The organism is Streptomyces sp. P9-A4, from assembly GCF_036634195.1.
Lineage (GTDB): Bacteria > Actinomycetota > Actinomycetes > Streptomycetales > Streptomycetaceae > Streptomyces.
In genome coordinates this window covers 3,440,192-3,463,147 of the sequence record NZ_JAZIFY010000001.1, presented here as the reverse complement: position 1 = coordinate 3,463,147, position 22,956 = coordinate 3,440,192, and the positions used below count along the sequence as shown (strand labels likewise).

22 protein-coding genes and 1 pseudogene are annotated in these 22,956 nt (G+C 72.1%); 15 read left to right on the top strand and 8 right to left on the bottom strand.

What is annotated here, in order from left to right; genetic code table 11:
- Positions 1-6: 6 nt before the first annotated feature.
- Together V4Y03_RS15515 and V4Y03_RS15510 are read right to left on the bottom strand one after the other, a co-directional pair.
- Positions 7-1,578, bottom strand: a complete 1,572-nt coding sequence (locus tag V4Y03_RS15515; protein ID WP_332435301.1) for an ABC transporter permease — start codon at positions 1,576-1,578, stop codon at positions 7-9.
- Complete coding sequence (locus V4Y03_RS15510; protein WP_332435300.1) at positions 1,575-2,471, bottom strand: ABC transporter ATP-binding protein; 897 nt, start codon at positions 2,469-2,471, stop codon at positions 1,575-1,577. The genes V4Y03_RS15515 and V4Y03_RS15510 overlap by 4 nt, the downstream gene beginning before the upstream one ends.
- Positions 2,472-2,542: 71 nt before the next feature.
- Between V4Y03_RS15510 and V4Y03_RS15505 the strand changes: the two genes are divergently transcribed.
- Entirely contained in the window at positions 2,543-3,070 is a 528-nt protein-coding gene (locus V4Y03_RS15505) for a GbsR/MarR family transcriptional regulator (protein ID WP_317876906.1), read from the top strand.
- Here V4Y03_RS15505 and V4Y03_RS15500 read toward each other — a convergent pair.
- Positions 3,043-4,851 (bottom strand): hypothetical protein, encoded by a 1,809-nt coding sequence (locus V4Y03_RS15500; protein ID WP_332435299.1) that lies wholly within the window; start codon positions 4,849-4,851, stop codon positions 3,043-3,045. The two genes, V4Y03_RS15505 and V4Y03_RS15500, sit on opposite strands and share 28 nt — an antisense overlap.
- A 126-nt stretch (positions 4,852-4,977) precedes the next feature.
- Entirely contained in the window at positions 4,978-5,787 is an 810-nt protein-coding gene (locus V4Y03_RS15495) for a diacylglycerol kinase (protein ID WP_332435298.1), read from the bottom strand.
- A 144-nt stretch (positions 5,788-5,931) separates the two neighbouring features.
- On the opposite strand from V4Y03_RS15495, the gene V4Y03_RS15490 reads away from it, so the two are divergent.
- Positions 5,932-7,215, top strand: a complete 1,284-nt coding sequence (locus tag V4Y03_RS15490; RefSeq protein WP_317875160.1) for an adenylosuccinate synthase — start codon at positions 5,932-5,934, stop codon at positions 7,213-7,215.
- Between the two features lie 169 nt (positions 7,216-7,384).
- Here the strand turns inward: V4Y03_RS15490 and V4Y03_RS15485 are convergent, their stop codons facing one another.
- Positions 7,385-9,370, bottom strand: a complete 1,986-nt coding sequence (locus tag V4Y03_RS15485; RefSeq protein ID WP_332435297.1) for a serine/threonine-protein kinase — start codon at positions 9,368-9,370, stop codon at positions 7,385-7,387.
- A gap of 26 nt (positions 9,371-9,396) precedes the next feature.
- Positions 9,397-10,941 (bottom strand): substrate-binding domain-containing protein, encoded by a 1,545-nt coding sequence (locus tag V4Y03_RS15480; protein ID WP_332435296.1) that lies wholly within the window; start codon positions 10,939-10,941, stop codon positions 9,397-9,399.
- Positions 10,942-11,121: 180 nt separating this feature from the next.
- Between V4Y03_RS15480 and V4Y03_RS15475 the strand changes: the two genes are divergently transcribed.
- Together V4Y03_RS15475 and V4Y03_RS15470 are read left to right on the top strand one after the other, a co-directional pair.
- Entirely contained in the window at positions 11,122-12,063 is a 942-nt protein-coding gene (locus V4Y03_RS15475; protein ID WP_332435295.1) for an NADP-dependent oxidoreductase, read from the top strand.
- 212 nt (positions 12,064-12,275) lie between these two features.
- A complete protein-coding gene (locus V4Y03_RS15470; protein WP_332435294.1) occupies positions 12,276-13,163 on the top strand; it encodes a glycoside hydrolase family 19 protein in 888 nt (295 codons plus the stop codon).
- A gap of 4 nt (positions 13,164-13,167) precedes the next feature.
- Here V4Y03_RS15470 and V4Y03_RS15465 read toward each other — a convergent pair whose 3' ends face one another.
- Positions 13,168-13,437 (bottom strand): DUF397 domain-containing protein, encoded by a 270-nt coding sequence (locus V4Y03_RS15465; RefSeq protein WP_332435293.1) that lies wholly within the window; start codon positions 13,435-13,437, stop codon positions 13,168-13,170.
- A 285-nt stretch (positions 13,438-13,722) separates the two neighbouring features.
- On the opposite strand from V4Y03_RS15465, the pseudogene V4Y03_RS15460 reads away from it, so the two are divergent.
- From V4Y03_RS15460 to V4Y03_RS15435, 6 genes and pseudogenes are all read left to right on the top strand, one after another.
- Positions 13,723-13,956: pseudogene (locus V4Y03_RS15460) on the top strand (hypothetical protein); the annotation flags it as partial.
- Positions 13,884-14,144, top strand: a complete 261-nt coding sequence (locus V4Y03_RS15455; protein WP_332435292.1) for a hypothetical protein — start codon at positions 13,884-13,886, stop codon at positions 14,142-14,144. The pseudogene V4Y03_RS15460 and the gene V4Y03_RS15455, both read left to right, overlap by 73 nt.
- Entirely contained in the window at positions 14,141-14,584 is a 444-nt protein-coding gene (locus tag V4Y03_RS15450) for a PIN domain-containing protein (protein ID WP_332435291.1), read from the top strand. Before V4Y03_RS15455 ends, V4Y03_RS15450 begins: the two co-directional genes overlap by 4 nt.
- 111 nt (positions 14,585-14,695) lie before the next feature.
- Positions 14,696-16,060 carry an aspartate aminotransferase family protein gene (locus tag V4Y03_RS15445; protein ID WP_317875169.1) on the top strand — a complete coding sequence of 455 codons (1,365 nt, stop codon included), beginning with the start codon at positions 14,696-14,698 and terminating at the stop codon, positions 16,058-16,060.
- A 69-nt stretch (positions 16,061-16,129) separates the two neighbouring features.
- Entirely contained in the window at positions 16,130-16,849 is a 720-nt protein-coding gene (locus V4Y03_RS15440) for a GntR family transcriptional regulator (protein WP_332435290.1), read from the top strand.
- Positions 16,850-16,962: 113 nt separating this feature from the next.
- Positions 16,963-17,613 (top strand): hypothetical protein, encoded by a 651-nt coding sequence (locus tag V4Y03_RS15435; protein ID WP_317875171.1) that lies wholly within the window; start codon positions 16,963-16,965, stop codon positions 17,611-17,613.
- A gap of 65 nt (positions 17,614-17,678) precedes the next feature.
- Here the strand turns inward: V4Y03_RS15435 and V4Y03_RS15430 are convergent, their stop codons facing one another.
- The gene (locus V4Y03_RS15430) at positions 17,679-18,383 is read right to left on the bottom strand and encodes an SLATT domain-containing protein (protein ID WP_332437189.1); all 705 of its coding nucleotides are present in this window, start codon (positions 18,381-18,383) and stop codon (positions 17,679-17,681) included.
- 266 nt (positions 18,384-18,649) lie between these two features.
- On the opposite strand from V4Y03_RS15430, the gene V4Y03_RS15425 reads away from it, so the two are divergent.
- The 5 genes from V4Y03_RS15425 (at position 18,650) to V4Y03_RS15405 (ending at position 22,824) form a co-directional block, all read left to right on the top strand.
- Positions 18,650-18,985: a YbaB/EbfC family nucleoid-associated protein gene (locus V4Y03_RS15425; protein WP_317875172.1), complete on the top strand. Its 336-nt coding sequence runs from the start codon at positions 18,650-18,652 to the stop codon at positions 18,983-18,985.
- A 66-nt stretch (positions 18,986-19,051) separates the two neighbouring features.
- A complete protein-coding gene (gene recR / locus V4Y03_RS15420; RefSeq protein WP_317875173.1) occupies positions 19,052-19,651 on the top strand; it encodes a recombination mediator RecR in 600 nt (199 codons plus the stop codon).
- 35 nt (positions 19,652-19,686) lie between these two features.
- On the top strand, positions 19,687-20,346 hold the full coding sequence (locus V4Y03_RS15415) for a DUF5063 domain-containing protein (protein ID WP_317875174.1): 660 nt from the start codon (positions 19,687-19,689) through the stop codon (positions 20,344-20,346).
- Between the two features lie 118 nt (positions 20,347-20,464).
- Positions 20,465-21,736, top strand: coding sequence for an aspartate kinase (locus tag V4Y03_RS15410; RefSeq protein WP_317875175.1), 1,272 nt, complete (start codon positions 20,465-20,467; stop codon positions 21,734-21,736).
- On the top strand, positions 21,733-22,824 hold the full coding sequence (locus V4Y03_RS15405; RefSeq protein WP_332435289.1) for an aspartate-semialdehyde dehydrogenase: 1,092 nt from the start codon (positions 21,733-21,735) through the stop codon (positions 22,822-22,824). The genes V4Y03_RS15410 and V4Y03_RS15405 overlap by 4 nt, the downstream gene beginning before the upstream one ends.
- Positions 22,825-22,956 lie beyond the last annotated feature (132 nt).

Sequence of the window (22,956 nt, the reverse complement as noted above, 5' to 3'; positions counted from 1 at the left end):
GGGGAGTCAGCCCACCATGTCCCGGCGCCGCAGGCCCGTGAGGCCCGCCGCCGTCAGCGCCGCCGCCAGGGCCGTCAGGAGCAGCACCGGGGTCCAGGCCATCTCCTGGCCGGGGAGCTTCGGCAGATGGCCGAAGGGGGAGAGGTCCAGGACCGCCTGCGGCAGGCCGAGGGCCGGGCCGATCCAGCCGAGGGCCAGACAGAGGCCGGCCACACCCCACGCGGCGGTGGCCGCCTTGGGGACGGCGCCCCAGAGGAGGACCGCGAGGGCCGCGAGGGTCCACACCGCGGGGAGCTGGACGAGCGAGGCGCCCAGGACCGCGCCGAGGTCGTGCCCGTAACCGAGGCCCAGACCGAGGCCGCTGAGGAGCAGGATCAGGGCGGAGCCGCCGAAGGCGATCACCAGATGGCCGGCGGCCCAGCGGAGCCTGCCGAGGGCGCATGCGAGGAGGGGTTCGGCCCGTCCCGAGGTCTCCTCGCCGTGCGCCCGGAGCACCGAGCCGACCGCGAAGAGGGCCGCGACCATCCCGAACAGGGACACCATGGTGGCGAGGAAGGCGCTGGTCAGGGCAGTCTGGCCGCCCATGCGCTCGAAGATCTCCCGGGCCTGTTCGTTGTCGCCGACGATGTCGGCCGCGCCCACGACGATCCCGCCGAAGACGAGCCCGCAGAGCAGGAAGCCCAGCGACCAGCCGAGGAGGGTGCCGCGCTGGAGCCGCCAGGCGAGCGCCCCCGCCGTCCCGAGCCGCCCCTCCGCCGGGCCCGGCCGGGTCGCGAGGAAGCTCGCGCCGACGTCCCGGCGGCCGGTCAGCGCGTACGCCGCCGCCGTCTGGACCAGGACGGCGGCGGCGATCAGCAGGAGCACCCACCAGCGTTCACCGGCGAAGGCGCGGACGTTCTCGGCCCAGCCGATCGGGGAGAGCCAGGTCAGGAAGCTGCCGCCGTCCGCGCTCCCGGAGTCGCCGGCCGCACGCAGCACGAACGCGAGGCCGAGGGCGGCGCCGGTGAGGCCCTTGGAGAGCCGGGCGCTCTCGGTGAGCTGGGCGGCGAGCGCGGCCGTGGTCGCGAAGACCATGCCGGTTCCGCCGATGGCCAGGCCGAGGGCGAGCGCCCCGGCCGCCCCCTGTCCGGCGAGTCCGGCGGTGACGAGGAGGGCGACGGCGGCGTTGACGACGAGCGCGGCGAGGAGGGCGGCGGTGAGCGGGGCCCGGCGGCCGACCGCACCGGCGGACAGCATCTCCTGACGGCCGGTCTCCTCCTCCTCGCGGGTGTGCCGGACGACCACGATGAGGCTCGCGACGGCGGCGAGGACGGCGGCGAAGGTGCCGAACCGCCAGGCGACGAGCCCGCCGATCGAGTCGTCGAAGACGGGGCCGTAGAGCGCGCGCATCGAGCTGTTGGCGGTCATGGAGGCGGCGACGTCGGCGCGTTGGGCGGCGGTGCCGTAGAGCCCTTCGAGCGTGCCGACGCCGCTGGCGACCATGCCGCCGGTGACGAGCGCCCAGACCGGGATCATCAGCCGGTCGCGGCGCAGGGCGAGCCGGGTGAGGGTGCCGGTGCCGGTGAGGACGGCGCTCATGACGCGGTCACCTCGGCCGCGTAGTGCCGGAGGAACAGCTCCTCCAGGGTGGGCGGGGTGCTCATGAGGCTGCGGACGCCCGAGGCGGTCAGGGAGCGCAGGACGGCGTCGAGCTTGTCGGTGTCGACCTGGAGCTTCACCCGGAGGCCCTGCACGTCGAGGTCGTGGACGCCGGGGAGGTGGGCGAGGCCGTCGGGCGGGGAGGCGAGTTCGGCGGTGACGCTGGTGCGGGTCAGGTGCCGCAGCTCGACGAGCGAACCGGACTCGACCGTGCGGCCCTTGCGGATGATGCTGACCCGGTCGCAGAGGCTCTCGACCTCGCTGAGGATGTGGCTGGACAGCAGGACGGTCCGGCCCCGGTCGCGGGCCTCCTCCACACAGCTCTGGAAGACCTCCTCCATCAGCGGGTCGAGGCCGCTGGTCGGCTCGTCGAGGACGAACAGGTCGGCGTCGGAGGCGAAGGCGGCGACGAGGGCGACCTTCTGCCGGTTGCCCTTGGAGTAGGTGCGGCCCTTCTTCGTCGGGTCGAGTTCGAAGCGCTCGGTCAGTTCGGCGCGCCGGGCCTTGTCGAGGCCGCCCCGGAGCCTGCCGAAGAGGTCGATGACCTCGCCGCCGGAGAGGTTGCGCCAGAGGGTCACGTCGCCGGGGACGTACGCGATGCGGCGGTGCAGCTCCACGGCGTCCTGCCAGGGGTCCTTCCCGAGCAGCGTGGTGGTGCCGGAGTCGGGGCGCAGGAGGCCGAGGAGGACCCGGATGGTGGTGGACTTCCCGGAGCCGTTGGGGCCGAGGAAGCCGTGGACCTCGCCGGTCTCGACGGTGAGGTCGAGGCCGTCGAGCGCGTGGGTGCGCCCGAAGGACTTGTGCAGTCCGGCGACGCTGATTGCCTGGGTCATGCTTCAGAACGTACGCTGTTTTCACAAAGTTGTGAAGTTAAGGAACCGTATAAAGTCGGGGGATGAGCGAGATGACGACGACCGGCGGGAGCGCGGGCGCGGGTACGGGCGGTACGGGTGCGGCCACGGGCGAGGACGCGGCGGTGTCCCGCTTCGTGGAGCGCTTCGCCGCCGAGCTGACCGAGGCGGGCATGCAGCGGATGGCCTCCCGCGTCTTCGCGGCCCTCCTCGCCTCCGAGACCGCCTCGATGACCTCGGCCGAACTCGCCGGGCAGCTGCAGATCAGCCCCGCCGCCGTCTCCGGCGCGATCCGCTACCTCAGCCAGGTCAGCATGGTCAGCCGCGAGCGCGACCCCGGCACCCGCCGCGAGCGGTACGTCCTCCACAACGAGCTCTGGTACGAGACCTTCACCCGCCGCGACCAGATCCTCACCCGCTGGGAGAAGGTCCTCCGCGAGGGCGCCGCGGCCCTGGGCCCGCACACGGCGGCGGGCGCCCGCACGGCGGAGACGGCGGAGTTCTTCGCCTTCCTCCAGAACGAGATGCTGGGAATCATGGACCGCTGGTCGGCCTACAAGGAGTCGCGCACGGAGTCCTGAGCCCCGGCCTCCCCGTCCCCCGCCTCCGGGCGGACCGTCGCGGGAGGCGCGAGCCGGTCCAGGAGCGCGGTGAACTCCGCGCCGCCCGCCTCCAGGTACGGCTCCGCCGGCCACAGCGGGCGCCCCTCGATCCAGGGCACGACCACCGCCCGCCCGTCGTCCACCCGGTCCAGCCAGCCGCGCAGCTCCACCCGGCCGGTGGGCTCGGACGGCAGCCCGGCCCGGGGGTGCTTCCGCGTGCCGGGCGGCAGCAGTTCGAGCAGCGCCTCGGGCAGGTCGTCCGCCCCGCCGTGGGCCGGGAAGAGCACCAGGACGGGAACGTCTCCGTACGGCGCGCGCAGCAGGACGTACCGGCGGTCGACGGGCACGGGCGCGGTCGCGGCGCGGGCCAGCATCCGGGCCGCGTGGCGGCCCGAGGTCAGCAGCAGGTAGCCGGCGCGCAGGAGCGTGCCCAGCGTGATGACGCCGATGACGTACACCGGGACCACGACGCCCTGCTCGCCGGGAGGGGCGACCAGCGCCAGTACGCCCATGCCCACGAGGGTCGCCCCCAGGATCAGCGTCTCGTGCGCCCCGGCGCCCCGGCGCAGGCCCCGCACCCGCCACCAGGCGACCTCGCGGACGTCCGCCTCGGGGCGGCGGGTGCGGGTCTGCGGGACGGCCTGACGCCCGGCGTGCGCGGCGAGCACCGCGTACGTGGGGGAGGGCGGCGTCTCGGCGGCGGGCGCGTGACCGGCCTTGACCGGGTTCACCGGGTTCACCGGGGGAGCGCCCGCGGGGGACACGTACGGGACGGGGACGGCACGGGTGCGGCGCCACCGGCGCACCGCGCCGCCGACGAGCCCCACGGGCAGCAGGAGCAGCCCGGACATGCCGAAGGCCTCGTTCACCTCGTTGGCGGGGGCGCCCTCCCAGTCCGCGTTGTACAGGTCGCCCTTCCAGGGGCCGTACGAGACGACGAAGCCGGTGTCCCGGCCTTCGAGGACCGGGTCGAGATCCGTGGCACACCGGTAGGGGCCGGTCCGCGTGCCCCCGTCGAAGGGGTCCTCCCAGCTGACCGTGCAGTGGCCGTCGGCCTGCTTGCTCAGGACGGTGAGGTCGATCCGCGGGTCGTCGTCCGAGGCCTCGACGCCGTAGATGCCGAGGCCCAGGGCGACGGCGCCGGCCAGGAGCACCCAGCGCCAGAGGCCCCACCGGCGCCGGGGACGGGCCTGCTGCGCGGCGAGAGGCGCGGCGGACGCGAGCGGCGCGGCGGGCCGCCCTGCCGGGACCTGGAGCGGGCCGTTCGCGGCCACCGGCCGCTGCGGGCTGAGCGGCACCGCCCGGTGCGGCAGGCCCGCCCGCACCGCCCGCTCCACGATCCGGCGCCGCGTGGCCCCGCCGCGCACCGGCTTCGCCCAGACCAGTTCCCCGCCGCCGGGCGGCGAGAGCACCCCGCCGGTACGCGGGTCCCCGCACCACCACAGCACGCCGTCCGGGCCCGGCCGCACCAGCTCGTACCGCTGCCGGGTGGTCACGACCGTCAGCGGCCACATCTCGCCGCTGTCCGGGTCGGCCAGGACGACGGTCGCGGCGCGCCAGGTGCGGGCGACGGGGACGGCGGCGTGCGCCGACCAGGCTCCGGTGCCGAGGGCGTGTCGCATCCGCGGCGCGAGGGACCGGGCGCCGACGCCGAAGACCAGCGCCACGATCCCGAGGCCGACGAGCAGCGACACGGCGGAGGCCGCCCATCCGCCCGGGCGCAGCACCCCGACGCCGGCGGCGGCCACGAGGAGGACCACCCCCGTGACCGTCCTCTCGGTGGCTCTCCCCCGGTACCGCTCCAGACCCTTTGCCGTCTCTTCCCGATCCAGCGCGTACGCCATCCCGAGCCCCCCACACCTGTCACTCGTGCCCCACGGATGAGGCTAAGGGCCCGGGATCTCCCGGGGAAGCGTCAGCCCCCACGCCCCCGCCCCGACCGTCCACGTCCTGCGGCGGACCGGGCCCGTGAGCCGCCCGTCCGCCCGGTAGCGGAAGTCCGGGCCCGAGACCGTGAGGGTGTGCGCCGTCGTGTGGTGGGGCGGGGCCGCCGACGGGTGGACCGTCACCTCGGCGGTGCCGCCCGCCGAGCGGACCGTCAGGCCCTGGACCGGGGTGTCGACGTCCGTGAGCAGCACCCCGTCCGCCTCCACCCGCAGCCGGTGGGCGCGGACCGCGACGGCCGTCGGGGCCGGGCGGACCAGGGTGCGGACCAGGGAGCGGCAGGTGCCCCAGACGGTGGTGGTGGCGGCGGTGAGCACCGGCGCGGCCGGGACCAGGAGGTCGCCGAGGACGACGCCGTCGCTGTCGTCGACCAGCAGGTCCAGACGGCGCACCGCCCCGTCGAGCACCGCCCGCGCGGCGGCGGGCGTGGAGCGCGGCACGCCGAGCGCGTGGGCGACTTCCAGGGCGCCGGGAGCGCCGATCGGGACGAGGGCGAGGGCCGCCCCGGCGAGCTCCCGCTCGCGGTGCAGCAGCGCCACCGCCCGCAGCAGCGCGCGGTCGTCGCCGAGCACCACGGGACGCCGGGATCCCCGCCTGGCCAGGGCCCTGGAGAATTCCTCGGGGCCGTCCGGCAGGCAGATCTTCGCCTCCGCGCCCGCGGACAGTACATCTTTCGCGATCCGCACGGACTCGCCGTCACTTCGGCGGGCGACCGGGTCGACGATGACCAGCAGCTGGTCGTGATCCGACACCTCGGTCCTTCCTCGGGTAGCATCTTTGTGCAAGAGCCCCTTGCGCTATTGCGCCAGGGGCTTCGTCTATTCCGGGGCACACCGGTGAGGCGGCGTTACGCCCCCTGACCTTGGACATGCCCCACCCGGAAGGGGTGTACGCCTGTGCCCGCACTTGTGCTGCTCGGTGCTCAGTGGGGTGACGAGGGCAAGGGAAAGGCCACCGACCTCCTCGGTGGATCCGTTGACTATGTGGTGCGCTACCAGGGCGGCAACAACGCCGGCCACACGGTCGTCGTCGGCGACCAGAAGTACGCGCTGCATCTTCTCCCTTCCGGAATCCTCTCGCCGGGGTGCACCCCGGTGATCGGAAACGGTGTCGTCGTCGACCCGGCGGTCCTGCTCTCCGAGCTGAGCGGGCTGAACGAGCGAGGCGTGGACACGTCGAAGCTCCTGATCAGCGGCAACGCCCACCTGATCACCCCGTACAACGTCACCCTCGACAAGGTGACGGAACGGTTCCTCGGAAAGCGCAAGATCGGCACCACCGGTCGCGGCATCGGCCCGACCTACGCCGACAAGATCAACCGCGTCGGCATCCGGGTCCAGGACCTGTACGACGAGTCGATCCTCACCCAGAAGGTCGAAGCGGCGCTGGAGGGCAAGAACCAGCTGCTCGCCAAGCTGTACAACCGCCGCGCGATCCAGGCCGACCAGATCGTCGAGGAGATGCTCCAGTACGCGGAGCAGATCAAGCCGTTCGTCGCCGACACGACCCTGATCCTCAACAAGGCGCTCGACGACGACAAGGTCGTGCTCTTCGAGGGCGGCCAGGGCACTCTGCTCGACGTCGACCACGGCACGTACCCCTTCGTCACCTCCTCGAACCCGACCGCGGGCGGCGCCTGCACCGGCGCCGGCGTGGGCCCGACGAAGATCAGCCGGGTCATCGGCATCCTCAAGGCGTACACGACCCGTGTCGGCGCCGGCCCGTTCCCGACGGAGCTGTTCGACGCGGACGGCGAGGCGCTGCGCCGCATCGGTGGCGAGCGCGGTGTCACCACCGGCCGTGACCGTCGCTGCGGCTGGTTCGACGCGGTCATCGCGCGGTACGCGACCCGGGTCAACGGCCTGACGGACTTCTTCCTCACCAAGCTCGACGTGCTGACGGGCTGGGAGCAGATCCCGGTCTGCGTCGCGTACGAGATCGACGGCAAGCGCGTCGAGGAGCTGCCCTACTCGCAGACCGACTTCCACCACGCGAAGCCGATCTACGAAATGCTGCCGGGCTGGTCCGAGGACATCACCAAGGCGAAGACGTTCGCGGACCTGCCGAAGAACGCGCAGGCGTACGTGAAGGCGCTGGAGGAGATGTCGGGCGCGCCGATCTCCGCGATCGGCGTCGGCCCCGGCCGCACCGAGACGATCGAGATCAACTCGTTCCTCTAGGCCGTACGCCCGAGGGCCCGTGCCCCGTCGTGAAGACGGGGCACGGGCCCTCGGTGTTTCCGCGGGTACGCCCGCCGTACCGCTTCGCCCGCGCGCCGGACACGGCCTAGGGCCTGTCGTCAAATTCCCGTCGTCGCCCGAAGGGCAGGCGGGAGTGTGACGACAGGCCCTAGGACCGGTAGTACTCGTTCGGTTCGCCGTCGAGCATCGGGTAGACCAGCAGCCGGTCCCTGCCCTTGAACGTGTCGACGACCAGGTAGCGGGACAGGCCCTCCTGGCACTCGCGGTCCCAGGCGTTGGTGTCCCTGGTGCGGGGGCCGACGACCAGCACGCTCCCGGCGCCCGCGAGGACGGACGTGGTGCCGCAGGACCAGTCCTCGGAGGTGGTCACGCCGTCGATGGTGCGCGGGTAGCCGTCGATGACGCCGATCACGGGGGCGCCGACCGGGCCCTGGGTGATCGTGACCTCCGAGGTGTAGCGGTCGTCGTTCTCGCCGTACATCTCGGGCGCGGGGATGCGGGACCAGTGGCCGAGGAAGCGTGCGGGGACGACCGCCGGGCCGCTGGGCGCCTTGCGGTACGTGGTCTTCGCGGCGCCCGAGGCCCATTCGAGGACATCGGGGGAGCGCAGGGTGAGGGTCTGGTGGGCGGCGGGCGTGCAGCGCTCGGCGGGCACGCTGGTGGTCACGTCGGACTCGCCGTAGACCACCTTGTCCTCGTCGGCCGAGACGAGCCGCGAGCGGCCCATGCACATCCGGTTCTCGGTGACCTGGACGTAGACGGCGCTCTTGGAGCCCGCGGCGCCCTGGGTGATCTCGATCCGGGCGGTCTCGCGGGGGGACTCGGGCGAGCCCTGGACGATGCCCTCCCAGGCGCCGAGGAAGGCGGCGGGGACGATCCCGGCGGGCCGGGCGGAGCCGTTGCCGGTGCCGCCGGCCCGGTTCTTCTGGTCGTCTCCGATGCCGGGGTCGGGCCAGAAGGTGTACGTGAGACCGGCCGCGGCGGCCACGACGAGCGCCGTGAGCCCGGCGACCGGCCCGGCGCGGCGGCACGGGTGCCGGGCGGGGGCCTGGGGGGCGGTGGAGGAGCCGGAGGGCAGGGGAGTGCGCGGGGTGGCCTCATCGGGGGCGGCGACGACGGATCCACCGGGGGCGCCCGAGGCACCGGTGACACCAGTGACACCAGTGACGCCGGAGGCGGCGGAGGCACCGGAGACAGCAGCACTGGAGGCACCGGAGGAGACCGGACCCTCCTCCTCCGCCCGCGTCTCCGCCTCCAGCAGCCGCGCCGCGTGCCGTCCCAGCCGTGCCAGTACGTCCGCCGGGAGCCACGGTTCCGGGACCGACAGCGTCTCCGCGATCTCGGCGGCCGACGGCCGCCCGGCCGGGTCCTTGGCGAGACAGGCCCGGATCAGCCCGGAGAGTTCGGGCGCCAGGTCCGTCAGATCGGGCTCGTCGTGGGCGATCCGGAACATGGTGGCGTGGACGCCGCTGTCCGCCGTACCGAACGGCGCGCGCCCGGTCGCCGCGTACACGAGGACGGACCCCAGGCAGAAGATGTCCGAGGCGGGCGCGATGTGCTCGCCCCTGACCTGCTCGGGCGACATGAAGCCGGGGGAGCCGACGACCGCCCCGGTGGTGGTCAGGTTGCCGCCGTCGGCGACCGTGTCGACGGCGCGGGCGATACCGAAGTCGATGATCCGGGGCCCGTCGACGGTGAGCAGCACGTTGGACGGTTTCAGGTCGCGGTGGACGAGTCCGGCGGCGTGGATATGTTCGAGGGCGCGCGCCAGACCGCCGGCCAGTGCCTTCACCGTCACGGGTGGCAGCGGCCCGGACTCGTCGCCGACGACGGTCCGCAGCGAGGGCCCGGGGACGTAGCCGATCGCCACCCAGGGAGACCCCGCCCCCGTGTCGGAGCCGAGCACGGGCGCGGTGCCCGCGCCGCCGACCCGTTCCAGGGCGGCGACCTCGCGGGCGAACCGGCGCCGGAACTCGTCCTGGGCGGCGAGTTCGCCGTGCACCACCTTCACCGCGACCGTCCGTCCGCCGGCCGAGCGTGCCAGGAACACCCGGCCCATCCCTCCGACTCCGAGACGGCCGAGCAGACGGAACGGGCCGATGGTGGCGGGGTCTTCCGCGGTCAATGGCTCCACGTCGTCAGAGCATGCCAGACGGCACGTCAGCCGTCCCCGCAGATCTTCAGCCCCTTCGGAGTGGCGCAGGGCAGGTGGCCCTGGGTGCCGATCACGTCCTGGCCGCGGCCCCGGGTCAGATAGCCGAGGAAGCTTGAGGTCAGCGAGTCGGCGGGGGGTACGCCCCAGGTGTAGGCGTACTCGATCTCCCGGTACGGGTAGCCCGGTCCGCTCATCTCCTCCAGGACGGGTTCGCGGCCGTCGATGGCCACCTTGTGCAGGCCCGGGTGTCCGCCGACGGAGCGGAGGTCGGCGTAGCCGATGGCTCCGGGGAGCTTGGCGACGGTGGTCAGGACCCGGTCCGTGGAATCGAGTTCGCAGCGGATCACCTTGGACTCGGTGTCGTCGACGTTCACGCAGTCCAGGGAGGAGTTGGCGGGTTCGTTGCGTTCGAGGACCCGGCGCTGGAAGACCTCGCGGGTACCGGAGTTGGCGTCGCGGCTGATGAGCAGGACGGGCCGGTCGACGCCGGGGACCAGCTGGCTCCAGTTGGTGATCTCGCCCTGGTAGACGCGGCGGATCTGGTCCAGGGTGAGGTTGTCGACGGGGATGTCGTCGTTGAGGACGAGGGTGAAGAGGGAGACGGCGACCGTGCTCTCCCGCAGCTGGGGGAAGCCGCCCGGCTTGCGGCCGTCGGAGAGGGCGATGACGGCGGGGGAGCCCTTGCCCTGCTCTGCGCCGGCGGCGGCGTCGGCCAGCGCCCGGATCCCGGAGGTCGAGCCGTGCGGGTCGAGGATGATCGTCGCCCCCGCGCAGTCCTTCTCGTACTGCTTCTTCACCTCGCGTACGACGGGGGCGAAGGCGGTGGAGCCGGTGACGGTGAGGGTGCCGGTGGCGCAGCCGATCGGTGGCGGGGTCCGCTCGCGGACGATGATCGCGGCGAGCGCGATCACACAGAGGGTGAGGACGACGGTGACGGCCCGCGAGGTGGGGCTGAATCTGGCGGCCTTCTCGTCGGGGGTGGTGCTCCTGTTGCGCCGGATGGCACCGCCCTGGAGGCTGCCGTCGACCTTGACGTCCCGGTCGGCCACCCCGCCGGAGAGCTGGACGAGCAGCTTGAAGTACTGCCCGCGGTCGAGCGCCACCTTGGGGACGAGGACGGCGCTGCCGCTGCGGCCCAGCTTGGGGGCGCGCTCCAGGTCGTCCCGGACCGAGACCCAGCCGGCCGGGACGGTGGCGACGACGCCCTGCACGGTCCGGTCACCGAAGGTGATCCGCAGCCCGTGGGGCTCGGTGGAGGCCCCGTAGTCGTCGGAGCTGATGTCGAGGTCCCGGTCGTTCTCGATGCGGAGGAGGACGAGCGTGGAGCCGTTGGCGGGCGGGGCCATGCCCACCACCTCGCCCTCGCGCACGGTCATGACCTCGCGGTCCTGGTTCTCCTCCCGGTGGAGCGGGGTGTTGAGCTGCACGCGGTAGCCGAGCCGCTTGCGCTGGGGCGAGAACCGGTCGAGCCAGACGACGCCGACCGAGACCAGGACGCCGAGGAGTGTCGTCCCCAGGGCGATGACGTTCTCAGCGGTAATCCACTCCATGGCCGGGACGGTACGGACGCCCGTCCGGGGGCGGTGGCCGCGTAGCGGGCGGTCACCTGGACTTCTCCGTTCGTTCAGACAGGCCCCGGGGTGCCCCCGGGTGGCCGGGCAGGGGTTGCCCGGGTGTGTGGAGCGTGGGTGTAATGGCCACGAGGGGGCCTTCCGTCTGAGGAGTACCCCATGCGTGTCGTCGAAGTGACCGCCTACGGCGGACCCGAGGTCCTCAGAATGACCCGCCGGCCGGAGCCGGAGGCCGGGGCCGTACCGGGGAAGGTACGGGTGCGCCTGAAGGCGGCCGGAGTGAACCAGGCGGATCTGCGGATCCGCGCGGGGAAGTACGCCGACATGGTCGGCTCGCTCAGGCCCCCGTTCGTCCTGGGGACGGACTTCGCGGGCAAGCTGCTCGACCACGCCCCCGGGATGCCGCCGGGGACCCGGGTGGCCGGGCTCGTGCCGTGGTTCGAGTCGCTGACCGGCGACGGCACCTACGCGGAGATCATCTGGGCCGATCCCGAGTGGCTGGCCCCGGTCCCCGACGACGTGGAGTTCACCGTGGCCGCGTCCTTGCCGCTGGCCTCGGCAACCGTCGAGCAGGGCCTCGAACGGCTCGCGCTGCGGCCGGGCGCGACGCTGCTCGTGACGGGTGCGAGCGCGGTGGTGGGCCGGATCGCGGTCCAGCTGGCGCACGCGGCCGGGCTGCGGGTGGTGGCCGTCGCCCACGAGGGCGACGAGAGCGAACTGAGGATCCTCGGCGCGGACCACGTCGTCCCGCGCGGCGCCCCGGAGGACGTGGTCGCCAAGGTGCTCGCGGGAGAACCGGACGGGGTGGACGGGGTCTTCGACGGGGGGCTCGTCGGAGACGCGCTGCTGCCCGTCCTGAAGGACGGCGGCGCGTTCGCCGCGCTCGCCCCCGACCGGGTCCCGGCCGCGGGGCGCGGCATCCGCGTCGAGGCGGTACGGGCCAGGCCGGACGCCGCCCGGCTGACCGAGACCCTGCGGAAGGTGGCGGACCGGGAGCTGATCACCCGGGTGTCCGACGTGATGCCCCTGGAGGAGGTCGCGGAGGCCCACCGGAGGGCGGAGGCGGGTCACCGGCCCGGCCGCATCATCCTGATGATCTGAGCCCGGGACGACGAGCCCGGACGACGAGTCCAGGAGGACGAGACGACGAAGGGCCCGGATCCGGCTTCACCGCCGGATCCGGGCCTTCTCGCTGTTTTCGATGAACCGGAACCCCACCTGTCACAACTCCTGGTCTAGACCTTGACAGGTTCAGACCAATCACGCTTCGCTGTGTGCTCCCCCACCCGGTCCCCACCCGGAAGGAAGCACGCATGTTGCGCAAGCTGCTCACCCTGATGGCCGCGCTCTGTACGGCCGTCGGACTCGCCGTACTCCTCCCCATCGCCTCGGCGGGCGCCGCCCCCGCCTGCGTCGGCGCCTGGAACTCCGGCAGCGTCTACACCGGCGGCATGACCGCCTCGCACAACGGCCACAACTGGTACGCGAAGTGGTGGACCCAGAACGAGCGCCCCGGCGCCTCCGACGTCTGGCGCGACGAGGGCACCTGCGGCACGGGTGGCGGCACGGACCCGGACCCCTCCGGATTCGTCGTCTCCCAGGCCCAGTTCGACCAGATGTTCCCGAGCAGGAACCCCTTCTACATGTACGCGGGACTCACCGCCGCCCTCAAGTCGTACCCCGGCTTCGCCACCACCGGCAGCGACACGGTGAAGAAGCAGGAGGCCGCGGCCTTCCTCGCGAACGTCTCCCACGAGACCGGCGGGCTCTACTACATCGTCGAGCAGAACACGGCCAACTACCCGCACTACTGCGACACGAGCCAGCCCTACGGCTGCCCCGCCGGCCAGGCCGCCTACTACGGACGAGGCCCGATCCAGCTCTCCTGGAACTTCAACTACCAGGCCGCGGGTGACGCCCTCGGCATCGACCTGCTGAACAACCCCTGGCGCGTCGAGCAGGATCCGGCCGTCGCGATGCAGACGGGCCTCTGGTACTGGAACACCCAGAACGGCCCCGGCACCATGACCGGCCACAACGCCATGGTCAACGGCGCTGGCTTCGGCCAGACCATCTGGGCGATCAACGGCAGCCTGGAGTGCAACGGCGGCAACCCGGCCCAGGTCCAGAGCCGGGTCACCAAGTACCAGCAGTTCACCCAGATCCTGGGTGTGCCCGCGGGGGCGAACCTGTACTGCTAGCGGTTCAGTTCTGCCACGCGACGAAGGCGGACCAGGAGGAGGGCCCCACGGTGAACGTGGGGCCGTCCTGCACCTTCGAGTCCCGGAGGTGGACGGCGGTGGCTACCTCCACGCAGTTGCCGCCGCCGAGGACGCGTTCGAGCTGGACCAGCATGTCGTCGCTGACCGGGTGGATCAGCCGTTCCATCGCGCTGATCGCCGCGCCCGTGAAGCCCATCTCCGCGCCCAGCTGTTCCTGTGTCCGGCCCTTCTTCATGCGCAGTCTCTTCGCCACGGCCGCCGCCATCCGAGCTCCAGGACCGATCGGTTCCTTGTTTTCCACTTGCGCCATTGCGCTCCCCATTCGGACTCAACCGATCTCAATCGGTCTCAACTGCTCCCCGCCGAATTCGACTGCGTATGAGGTGCGTTGGTGCTGGTCAAGGGGTTGCCGACGCACCCTCGGCAGTCGTGGAAAACGCTAGCGCCGACGCGGGAACATGTCCCCGTGAATGAAGAGAATCGGGAAGTGAACGTGGACTGGATTCCTGTTTCCTGATTCCAGCTCCGTAAGGCCGGGGTGCAATTCGACGCGGTGCGCGTCGACGGTGAGGACGGGCGGCGGCTTGCCGACTGGATGGAGGGACTCACGGGGGGCGACCCGGGGCCGGTGGTGATCGAGGCGAACGGACGGCGCGGGGTCTACTTCCTGGTGCCGCCGGGGTCGACGGCGCGGAAGTCGTGGCCGCGCGGGGTGACGCGGCTCAACGCGGGCCCCGCCCACGTGAGCTACGTACCGGTGCCGCCCAGCGGCGCGGTGTCAGCGAGGCCGAGATCATCCGGCAGGGGATCCACCTTGCCGCCATGGCCAACCGGGTCTGGGACGAGCCGCTGTTCTCGCGGACGTTCGAGGGGGGCGGCCGGACCTTGGCCAAGACCGAGGTCCGCGATGTCGTGGCCGACGCCGCCCGCCGCGAGACGGAAACGGGTACCGCTGCGTGATCGTCGTCGTGGTCGACACCTCGGGGCTACTGGCCGCCCTCGATTCCACGCACCCCGAGCACGAGGCCGCCGACGAGGCGATCCAGGCCGCCGGGCTGCTCGTCATGTCCCCGCTCCTGCTGGCCGAACTCGACCGTGTGGCCACGCGTGAGCTCGGCCGCGAGGCCGCGCTCAGCGCGGTGGACGACATCAGGCACTGGATGCGCCGGGGGCGGATCTCCATGCCGGAGATCACCGAGGACCGGCTGGGCGCCGCCCAGATGGTCCGGCTCCGCCACAGCGCCCTCGACCTCGACCTGGCCGACGCCGTCAACGTGGCTCTGGCCGCCGAGTACGACACCGACGCGGTCCTCACCCTCGACCGGCGCGACTTCCGGGCCGTGCGGCCGCTCGGCTGGCACAAGGCGTTCCGGGTGCTTCCCGACGACCTTCCCCTCTGAGTCCGGGACGGGAGGAACCCGCCCGGACCGGCAACGTGTCGGGTCCGCCCGCATCTCGGTGGACAAGATGGTCATAGCCCGCCCCACCTGCGGTTCCTTACCCTCGACGACATGACCCCTCATGTCATCGAACCCGATCCCCAGGCCGGGGCCGCCGTCAAGGCCGCCGACCGCGCGCACGTCTTCCACTCCTGGTCCGCTCAGGGCCTGATCGACCCGCTCGCCGTCGCCGGCGCCGAGGGTTCGTACTTCTGGGACTACGACGGAAACCGCTACCTGGACTTCACCAGCGGTCTCGTCTACACGAACATCGGCTACCAGCACCCCAAGGTGGTCGCCGCCATCCAGGAGCAGGCCGGGAAGCTGAGCACCTTCGCTCCCGCCTTCGCCATCGACGTCCGCTCCGAGGCCGCACGCCTCATCGCCGAGCGCACCCCGGGCGACCTGGACAAGATCTTCTTCACCAACGGCGGCGCCGAGGCCGTCGAGAACGCCGTCCGCATGGCCCGGCTGCACACCGGCCGTACCAAGGTGATGTCCGCCTACCGCTCGTACCACGGCGCCACCTCCACCGCGATCAACCTGACCGGTGACCCGCGCCGCTGGCCCTCCGACAACGGCTCCGCCGGCGTCGTGCGCTTCTGGGCGCCGTTCCTCTACCGCTCGCCCTTCTACGCCACCACCGAGGCGGAGGAGAGCGCGCGTGCCCTCCAGCACCTGGAGGACACGATCGCCTTCGAGGGTCCGGCGACCATCGCCGCGATCATCCTGGAGACCGTGCCCGGCACCGCCGGCATCATGACCCCGCCGCCCGGCTACCTCACCGGCGTCCGCGAGATCTGCGACAAGTACGGCATCGTCTTCATCCTCGACGAGGTCATGGCGGGCTTCGGCCGCACCGGCAAGTGGTTCGCCGCCGAGCACTTCGACGTCGTCCCCGACCTGATGACCTTCGCCAAGGGCGTGAACTCCGGTTACGTGCCCCTCGGCGGCGTCGCGATCAGCGAGAAGATCGCGGCCACCTTCGAGAAGCGCGCCTACCCGGGCGGTCTGACCTACTCCGGTCACCCGCTGGCCTGCGCCGCCGCCGTCGCCACCATCCACGTGATGGAGGACGAGAAGGTCGTCGAGAACGCCGCGCACATCGGTGAGACCGTCCTCGGCCCCGGCCTGCGCGAGCTGGCCGAGCGTCACCCCTCCGTCGGCGAGGTCCGCGGCATGGGCGTGTTCTGGGCGCTCGACCTGGTCAAGAACCGCGAGACCCGCGAGCCGCTGGTCCCGTACAACGCCGCCGGCGAGGCCAACGCGCCGATGGCCGCCTTCGGCGCCGCGGCGAAGAAGAACGGCCTGTGGCCCTTCGTGAACATGAACCGCACCCACGCCGTTCCCGCCTGCAACGTCTCCGAGGCGGAGGCCAAGGAAGGCCTCGCGGCCCTGGACGCGGCCCTCTCGGTGGCCGACGAGCACACCGCGTAACCGCTCTTCCCGGGAGGTTCCCTCCGTCTGGACTAGGGTGTCCGGAACCGGACGGAGGGGACCGACCACATGCCCGCGAGCGGAGCTGTCACACGCAACACCTTGCGACAGCAGATCGCGGACGCGCTCCGTGACGAAGTGCTCGCGGGCCGTCTCAAAGCGGGCCAGGAGTTCACCGTCAAGCAGATCGCCGACCAGTACGGCGTGTCCGCGACGCCCGTCAGGGAAGCCCTCGTCGACCTCTGCGCGCAGGGCCTCCTCGACTCCGACCAGCACCGCGGCTTCCGCGTCCACGAGTACTCGGTCGACGACTACCGGCGGATCGTCGAGGCCCGGATCCTCGTCGTCGACGGCATCTTCCGGCGCCACGCGCCCGTGAGCCCGGCGACCGCGACCACCGCGACCGCCGTCCCGGAACCCGACCTCGGCATCGGGGTCGCGCTCGTCTCCATACGCCGCAGGGGCGAGGCCGCCTCCCGCGCCGCCCGCGCCGGGGACCTCGACATCCTCATCGGCTACGACATCCGCTACTGGCGCGAACTGGCCAGACTGGTCGCCTCCAACGACTACATCGCCGACTTCCTGCACCGGCTCCGCGTCCAGGCCTGGGTCTTCTCCGTGCCCCATCTGCGCTCCGAGCGCGACCTCCTCGGCTGGCTGTGGGGCGGCCACGTCGACCTCGTCGACGCGATCACCCGCGGCGACGCCGGAGCCGCCGCCGAGGTCGTCCGGGAATACAACGCGCACTCGATGGAGTGGGCGGACCGGCTGGAGGCCCGGACCCGCTGAGGCCCCATCGGGTTGAGCCGGGGCCTTGGGGGGCAGGTGCTCAGGCGGGTGGGCGTGGTCGGCCCGGCCGACTACCCTGGCCGTCCCTGCAACTGACGGAGAGCGAGCCTCCCTTGGCCTGTGACCTGTGGCTGGTCCCCCTCGTCGACGTGTTGTGCCACAGCCCCGACAACCCCTTCGCCGAAGAGATAGCCGCCTACGACGCCGTGCTGACCGCGTCCGGTCTGCCGACCGTGCCCGTCTACGCGTACATGCCGGGACTCTCCGGCGACGTCGCCCCCATCGCGGGCTTCGACTACGAGGCCCTGCACTTCCTGCGGCGCGCCTACCTGCTCCAGGTGTGCGGGCTGCCGGTCGAGCCGGTCGGCGAGCTGGGCGGGGACTACGAGCAGCTGTTGGAGATGTTCGAGGCGACGGCCCAGCAGTCGCACCTGGTCTGGCACTACGACCACGCCGGCGCGTACGTGCCGGTCGAGTTCCCGGTGCCGCTCGCCAGCGACGAGCTGCTCGAAGGCGGCGGGCCGCTCGGCTCCTCGTACGGGCTGCTGCGGGAGCTGGAGTTCGTGGCGCCCGCGATCGGCATCGACCCGAGGAACCCGCCGGCGGCCCCGGCGGCCCCGGAGCGGCCGACCTCCCTGGAGGAGCCGGCCGAGGCCCCTCCGTACGACGGGCACCCCTTCGCGCGGGAGCGGCACGTGTGGCTGGGGCTGCACGCGGCGGCGACCCGGAGCCTGGCCCAGGGCTCGATGATCATCCTGAGCTGAGCCGCTTCCTCCCGGAGACGCGCGTCAGCGGGTCTCCGGGAGCCCGGCCGCTCGGCAGGCCCGGCTCAGCGGGTCTCCGGGGGCCGCTGGCGCGGCATGTTCGGGCGGGTGCCCGGTGGCAGGGGGAAGCGGCCCGCCGGGTGGGCGCTCTCGGGGCGGGCGGGCAGCACGCCGAACGACTGGAGCGCGAGCGGCGCCGGGCCCGAGCGGAACTCGACCATCCAGTCCGCGGTCTCCGCCCGTACCAGCTCCGTCACGTCCTCCGAGAAGCGGCGCAGCACGCCGAGACAGCGGTCGGCCGCCTCGCTCGCGGTGCCCTCGGTGGGGCCGAGCACCTCCCGGACGCTCTCCGAGGCCCAGTCGAACTGGAGGGCCTGGAGCCGCCGCTGCATGGCCTGCGCCGTCGCCACGTCCCTCATCCAGCCGGCCGTCACCCCGAAGTACCGGTCGCAGGCGATGCACGCGGCGCCGAGCAGCAGCGACACATAGCCCCAGCCCGCGGCGCCCTCCACGACCCCCGTCAGATCGAGCAGCGGCAGCGCGGCGCCCGCGGTCACCCCGACGGCCGTGCCGATCCGCAGCAGACGGGCGGCGCGGCGCTTCCAGACCCGGTCGGAGAGATACCACTCGACGGTCCGCAGGGCGTTGGCCTCCACCCAGCGGTACAGCTCGTCGAGCCGCTCGGCCGGCTCACCCCAGTCGCCCAGGGGGAACGGCGTACCGGTCAGGTCGCGGTGGACGTCTCCCCCGGGGGGCCCCGGCGGCTGCATCTCCGGCTGCTGGCTCACCGGGGGACTCCTCTGTTCAGCTCAGCGCTCGTGGCCTTCTGTGACGTGCGGTGCACGTGGTGCGCCCTTCCTACCGCCGAATGGTGGGCGGCGGGCCCGGAATCCCAGGATTTCCGCCCGCAAGGGGGTGTTGATCAGGTAGAGGAGCCCGGGGTTTCTCACCCGAAAGAGTGGTGGAGGCGGGGCGGGCGGCGACCACGTAGGCTCGGCGTACCGACATACGGACGTACCGAACCTCAGGAGTGACCGTGATTCCCGGTGGTGGTCAGCCCAACATGCAGCAGCTTCTCCAGCAGGCCCAGAAGATGCAGCAGGACCTCGCCCGCGCGCAGCAGGAACTGGCCGCGACCGAGGTCGAGGGACAGGCGGGCGGCGGCCTGGTCAAGGCGACCGTGACCGGCTCCGGCGAGCTGCGCGGCCTGGTCATCGACCCCAAGGCGGTCGACCCGGAGGACACCGAGACGCTGGCCGACCTGGTGGTGGCCGCGGTGCAGGCCGCCAACGACAACGCGCAGCAGCTCCAGCAGGCCAAGCTCGGTCCGCTGGCGCAGGGCATGGGCGGCATGCCGGGTCTGGGCTTCTGAGCCCCTTCTAAGGCTCGCTTCCAGCCACTACCGTAAGAATCAAGCACTCCCGAGAAGGGCGTTCCGTTGTACGAAGGCGTGGTTCAGGACCTCATCGACGAACTGGGCAGGCTGCCCGGCGTCGGTCCCAAGAGCGCGCAGCGGATCGCCTTCCACATCCTCCAGGCCGAGCCCACCGACGTCCGTCGGCTCGCGCACGCGCTTCTGGAGGTGAAGGAGAAGGTCAGGTTCTGCGCGGTCTGCGGGAACGTGGCACAGCAGGAGCAGTGCAACATCTGCCGCGACCCGCGCCGCGACCTGACCGTCATCTGTGTGGTCGAGGAGCCGAAGGACGTCGTCGCGATCGAGCGGACCCGCGAGTTCCGGGGGCGGTACCACGTCCTCGGCGGCGCGATCAGCCCGATCGACGGTGTCGGCCCGGACGACCTGCGCATCCGGGAGCTGCTCGCGCGGCTCGCCGACGGCGCGGTCACCGAGCTGATCCTCGCGACCGACCCGAACCTGGAGGGCGAGGCCACCGCGACGTACCTGGCGCGGATGATCAAGCCCATGGGGCTCAGGGTCACCCGCCTCGCGAGCGGGCTCCCGGTCGGCGGCGACCTGGAGTACGCCGACGAGGTGACCCTCGGCCGTGCCTTCGAGGGGCGGAGGCTGCTAGATGTATGACGACCGGGCCGGCGCGCTCTCAGGGAGGCTCCTCGATGTCTGACCCCACGCTGCACGCGATCACCCAGAACCCCGACGACTTCTCGGTCCAGATCGCCGACTCCATCGAGAGCTTCATCGTCGCGACCACCGAGGTCGCCAAGGGCGACGAGCCGGACAGCGCGGTGCCCTTCCTCCTCCTGGAGATCTCGCAGCTGCTGCTGGCCGGCGGGCGGCTCGGCGCGCACGAGGACATCGTCCCGGACGAGCGCTACGAGACCGACACGGGCCCGGAGCCCGACATGGACGACCTGCGGGAGCGCTTCGCGGTCCTCCTCGAACCGGTCGACGTCTTCTCCGAGGTCTTCGACCCGTACGAGCCCCGCAAGGCCCCGGTCCCGGCCCGGATCTCCGACAACCTCGCCGACATCGTCGCCGACCTGCGGCACGGCCTGGCCCACTACCGGGCGGGCCGCACCAGCGAGGCCCTGTGGTGGTGGCAGTTCTCGTACTTCTCCAACTGGGGCCCCACCGCCTCGGCCACCCTCCGCGCCCTCCAGTCCCTCGTGGCCCACGTCCGCCTGGACCAGCCGCTGGCGGCCCTGGACGGCCTCGACACGGACGAGGACCTCACGGAGGACGCCCTCGCGGAGGAGGCGGGCCGGGTGATGGCCGAGGAGATCGGCGCCCCGCTGGGCCTGGGCGAACGCCGCTGATGATCACTCCGTGAGCGCCCTGTCTCAGGATGCGATATCACGTCGGCGTTTCCGGGTCCCTCGTTAGACTGAGCCGATCGCAGCGCCGGCTGCGGCACAGACTGAGCGAGGAGCGCACGTGGGCCTTGTCGTGCAGAAGTACGGAGGCTCCTCCGTTGCCGATGCCGAAGGCATCAAGCGCGTCGCCAAGCGGATCGTGGACGCCAAGAAGAACGGCCACCAGGTGGTCGTCGTGGTTTCCGCGATGGGCGACACGACGGACGAGTTGATCGATCTCGCCGAGCAGGTATCCCCGATCCCTGCCGGGCGTGAGTTCGACATGCTGCTGACCGCCGGAGAGCGGATCTCCATGGCCCTGCTGGCCATGGCGATCAAAAACCTGGGCCACGAGGCCCAGTCGTTCACGGGCAGCCAGGCCGGTGTCATCACCGACTCGGTCCACAACAAAGCGCGCATCATCGATGTCACGCCGGGCCGTATCCGCACCGCCCTCGACGAGGGCAACATCGCCATCGTCGCCGGCTTCCAGGGCGTCAGCCAGGACAAGAAGGACATCACCACGCTCGGCCGTGGCGGTTCCGACACCACGGCCGTGGCGCTCGCCGCCGCGCTCGACGCCGAGGTCTGCGAGATCTACACCGACGTCGACGGTGTGTTCACGGCCGACCCGCGCGTGGTGAAGAAGGCGAAGAAGATCGACTGGATCTCCTTCGAGGACATGCTGGAGCTCGCCGCGTCCGGCTCCAAGGTGCTGCTGCACCGCTGCGTCGAGTACGCGCGCCGCTACAACATCCCGATCCACGTCCGCTCCTCGTTCTCGGGGCTGCAGGGCACATGGGTCAGCAACGAACCGCAGGGAGCTCAGAAGGTGGAGCAGGCCATCATCTCGGGTGTCGCCCACGACACCTCCGAGGCGAAGATCACCGTCGTCGGCGTGCCGGACAAGCCGGGCGAGGCCGCGGCCATCTTCCGGGCCGTCGCGGACGCCGAGATCAACATCGACATGATCGTGCAGAACGTGTCCGCGGCCTCCACCGGCCTCACGGACATCTCCTTCACCCTCCCCAAGGCCGAGGGCCGCAAGGCCATCGACGCCCTGGAGAAGGCCAAGGGCGCGATCGGCTTCGACTCCCTGCGCTACGACGATCAGATCGGCAAGATCTCCCTGGTCGGCGCGGGGATGAAGACCAACCCGGGCGTCACCGCGGACTTCTTCCGCGCGCTCTCCGACGCGGGCGTGAACATCGAGCTCATCTCGACCTCCGAGATCCGCATCTCGGTCGTCACCCGCGCCGACGACGTCAATGAGGCCGTGCGCGCCGTCCACACCGCCTTCGGTCTGGACAGCGACTCGGACGAAGCCGTCGTCTACGGAGGCTCCGGCCGATGACACCGAAGCCGACGCTCGCGGTCGTGGGAGCGACCGGGGCGGTCGGCTCGGTGATGCTCCAGATGCTCACGCACCACGCGGACGTCTGGGGCGAGATCCGCCTTCTCACCTCCTCGCGCCCGGCGGGTCTCCCTCAGGCTCTCGACTCCCATCGAGCAGGGGGGACCCCCATGGTCTCCGTGCGCGGGGAGGAGTGCGAGATCCTGGAGCTCGACGAAGAGGCCCTCGACGGCGTCGATGTCGCGCTCTTCCTGGTGCCCGAGCCGGTCGCCGCCCGCTGGGCCCCCGTCGCCGCGCTCAAGGGCGCCGTCGTCGTCGACACCTCCGCCGCCTTCCGCGCGAACCCCGACGTCCCCCTCGTCGTCCCCGAGGTCAACGCCCACGCGGCGCGCGTACGCCCCCGGGGCATCGTCGCCAGCCCCGGCTGCACCACCCTCGCGCTGATCGTCGCCGTGGGCGCCCTGCACGCCGAGTTCGGGCTCCGCGAACTCGTCGTCACCGCCCAGCAGGCCGCCAGCGGCGCCGGAGAGGCCGGCGTCGAGACGCTCCGCACCCAGCTCGGCCTGGTGACCGGCGGCGGCGACCTCGGCACCCACCCCGGAGACGTGCGCCGGGCCGTCGGCGAGACCACCGGGCCCTTCCCCGGGCCCCTCGCGCTCAACGTCCTGCCCTGGTCGGGCACGGCCGGCGCCGACGGGGCCTCCTCGGAGGAGGAGCAGGTACGGGACGAGACCCGCCGCGTCCTCGGCCTGCCCGAGCTGCGGGTCGCCGTCACCTGTCTGCGCGTGCCCGTCGTCACCGGGCACTCCGTCTCCGTCCACGCCCGCTTCGAGCGCCCCGTCCCGGTCGGCCGCGCGCACGAGATCCTGGCGACCTCACCCGGCGTCGTGCTCTACGACGACCCCGGCGCGGGCGACTTCCCCACCCCCGCCGACGTCGCCGGCACCGATCCCGCCTGGGTCGGCAGGGTGCGGCGGTCCATGGACGACGAGCGGGCGCTCGACTTCTTCGTCTGCGCCGACAACCTGCGCAAGGGCGCCGCCCTCAACGCCCTCCAGATCGCCGAATCGGTTGTCACATATTTGTAGGATCTGTGAACGACCTGTGAGCAAAAAGGCGTCAGATACCTCTTGAACTGCGGCGATGCCGTGGCCGAGGATGCTCTTTCCCCTTGCTGCAACCAGTGGTTGGGCGGGGGCGTCTCTGCGTGCACGAAAACC

Coding starts and splice junctions, on each gene's coding strand:
- V4Y03_RS15515 (WP_332435301.1), bottom strand. CDS start 1,578: ATGAGCGCCGTCCTCACCGGCACCGGCACCCTCACCCGGCTCGCCCTG.
- V4Y03_RS15510 (WP_332435300.1), bottom strand. CDS start 2,471: ATGACCCAGGCAATCAGCGTCGCCGGACTGCACAAGTCCTTCGGGCGC.
- V4Y03_RS15505 (WP_317876906.1), top strand. CDS start 2,543: ATGACGACGACCGGCGGGAGCGCGGGCGCGGGTACGGGCGGTACGGGT.
- V4Y03_RS15480 (WP_332435296.1), bottom strand. CDS start 10,941: ATGGAGTGGATTACCGCTGAGAACGTCATCGCCCTGGGGACGACACTC.
- V4Y03_RS15475 (WP_332435295.1), top strand. CDS start 11,122: ATGCGTGTCGTCGAAGTGACCGCCTACGGCGGACCCGAGGTCCTCAGA.
- V4Y03_RS15470 (WP_332435294.1), top strand. CDS start 12,276: ATGTTGCGCAAGCTGCTCACCCTGATGGCCGCGCTCTGTACGGCCGTC.
- V4Y03_RS15445 (WP_317875169.1), top strand. CDS start 14,696: ATGACCCCTCATGTCATCGAACCCGATCCCCAGGCCGGGGCCGCCGTC.
- V4Y03_RS15440 (WP_332435290.1), top strand. CDS start 16,130: ATGCCCGCGAGCGGAGCTGTCACACGCAACACCTTGCGACAGCAGATC.
- V4Y03_RS15430 (WP_332437189.1), bottom strand. CDS start 18,383: ATGCAGCCGCCGGGGCCCCCCGGGGGAGACGTCCACCGCGACCTGACC.
- V4Y03_RS15415 (WP_317875174.1), top strand. CDS start 19,687: ATGTCTGACCCCACGCTGCACGCGATCACCCAGAACCCCGACGACTTC.
- V4Y03_RS15405 (WP_332435289.1), top strand. CDS start 21,733: ATGACACCGAAGCCGACGCTCGCGGTCGTGGGAGCGACCGGGGCGGTC.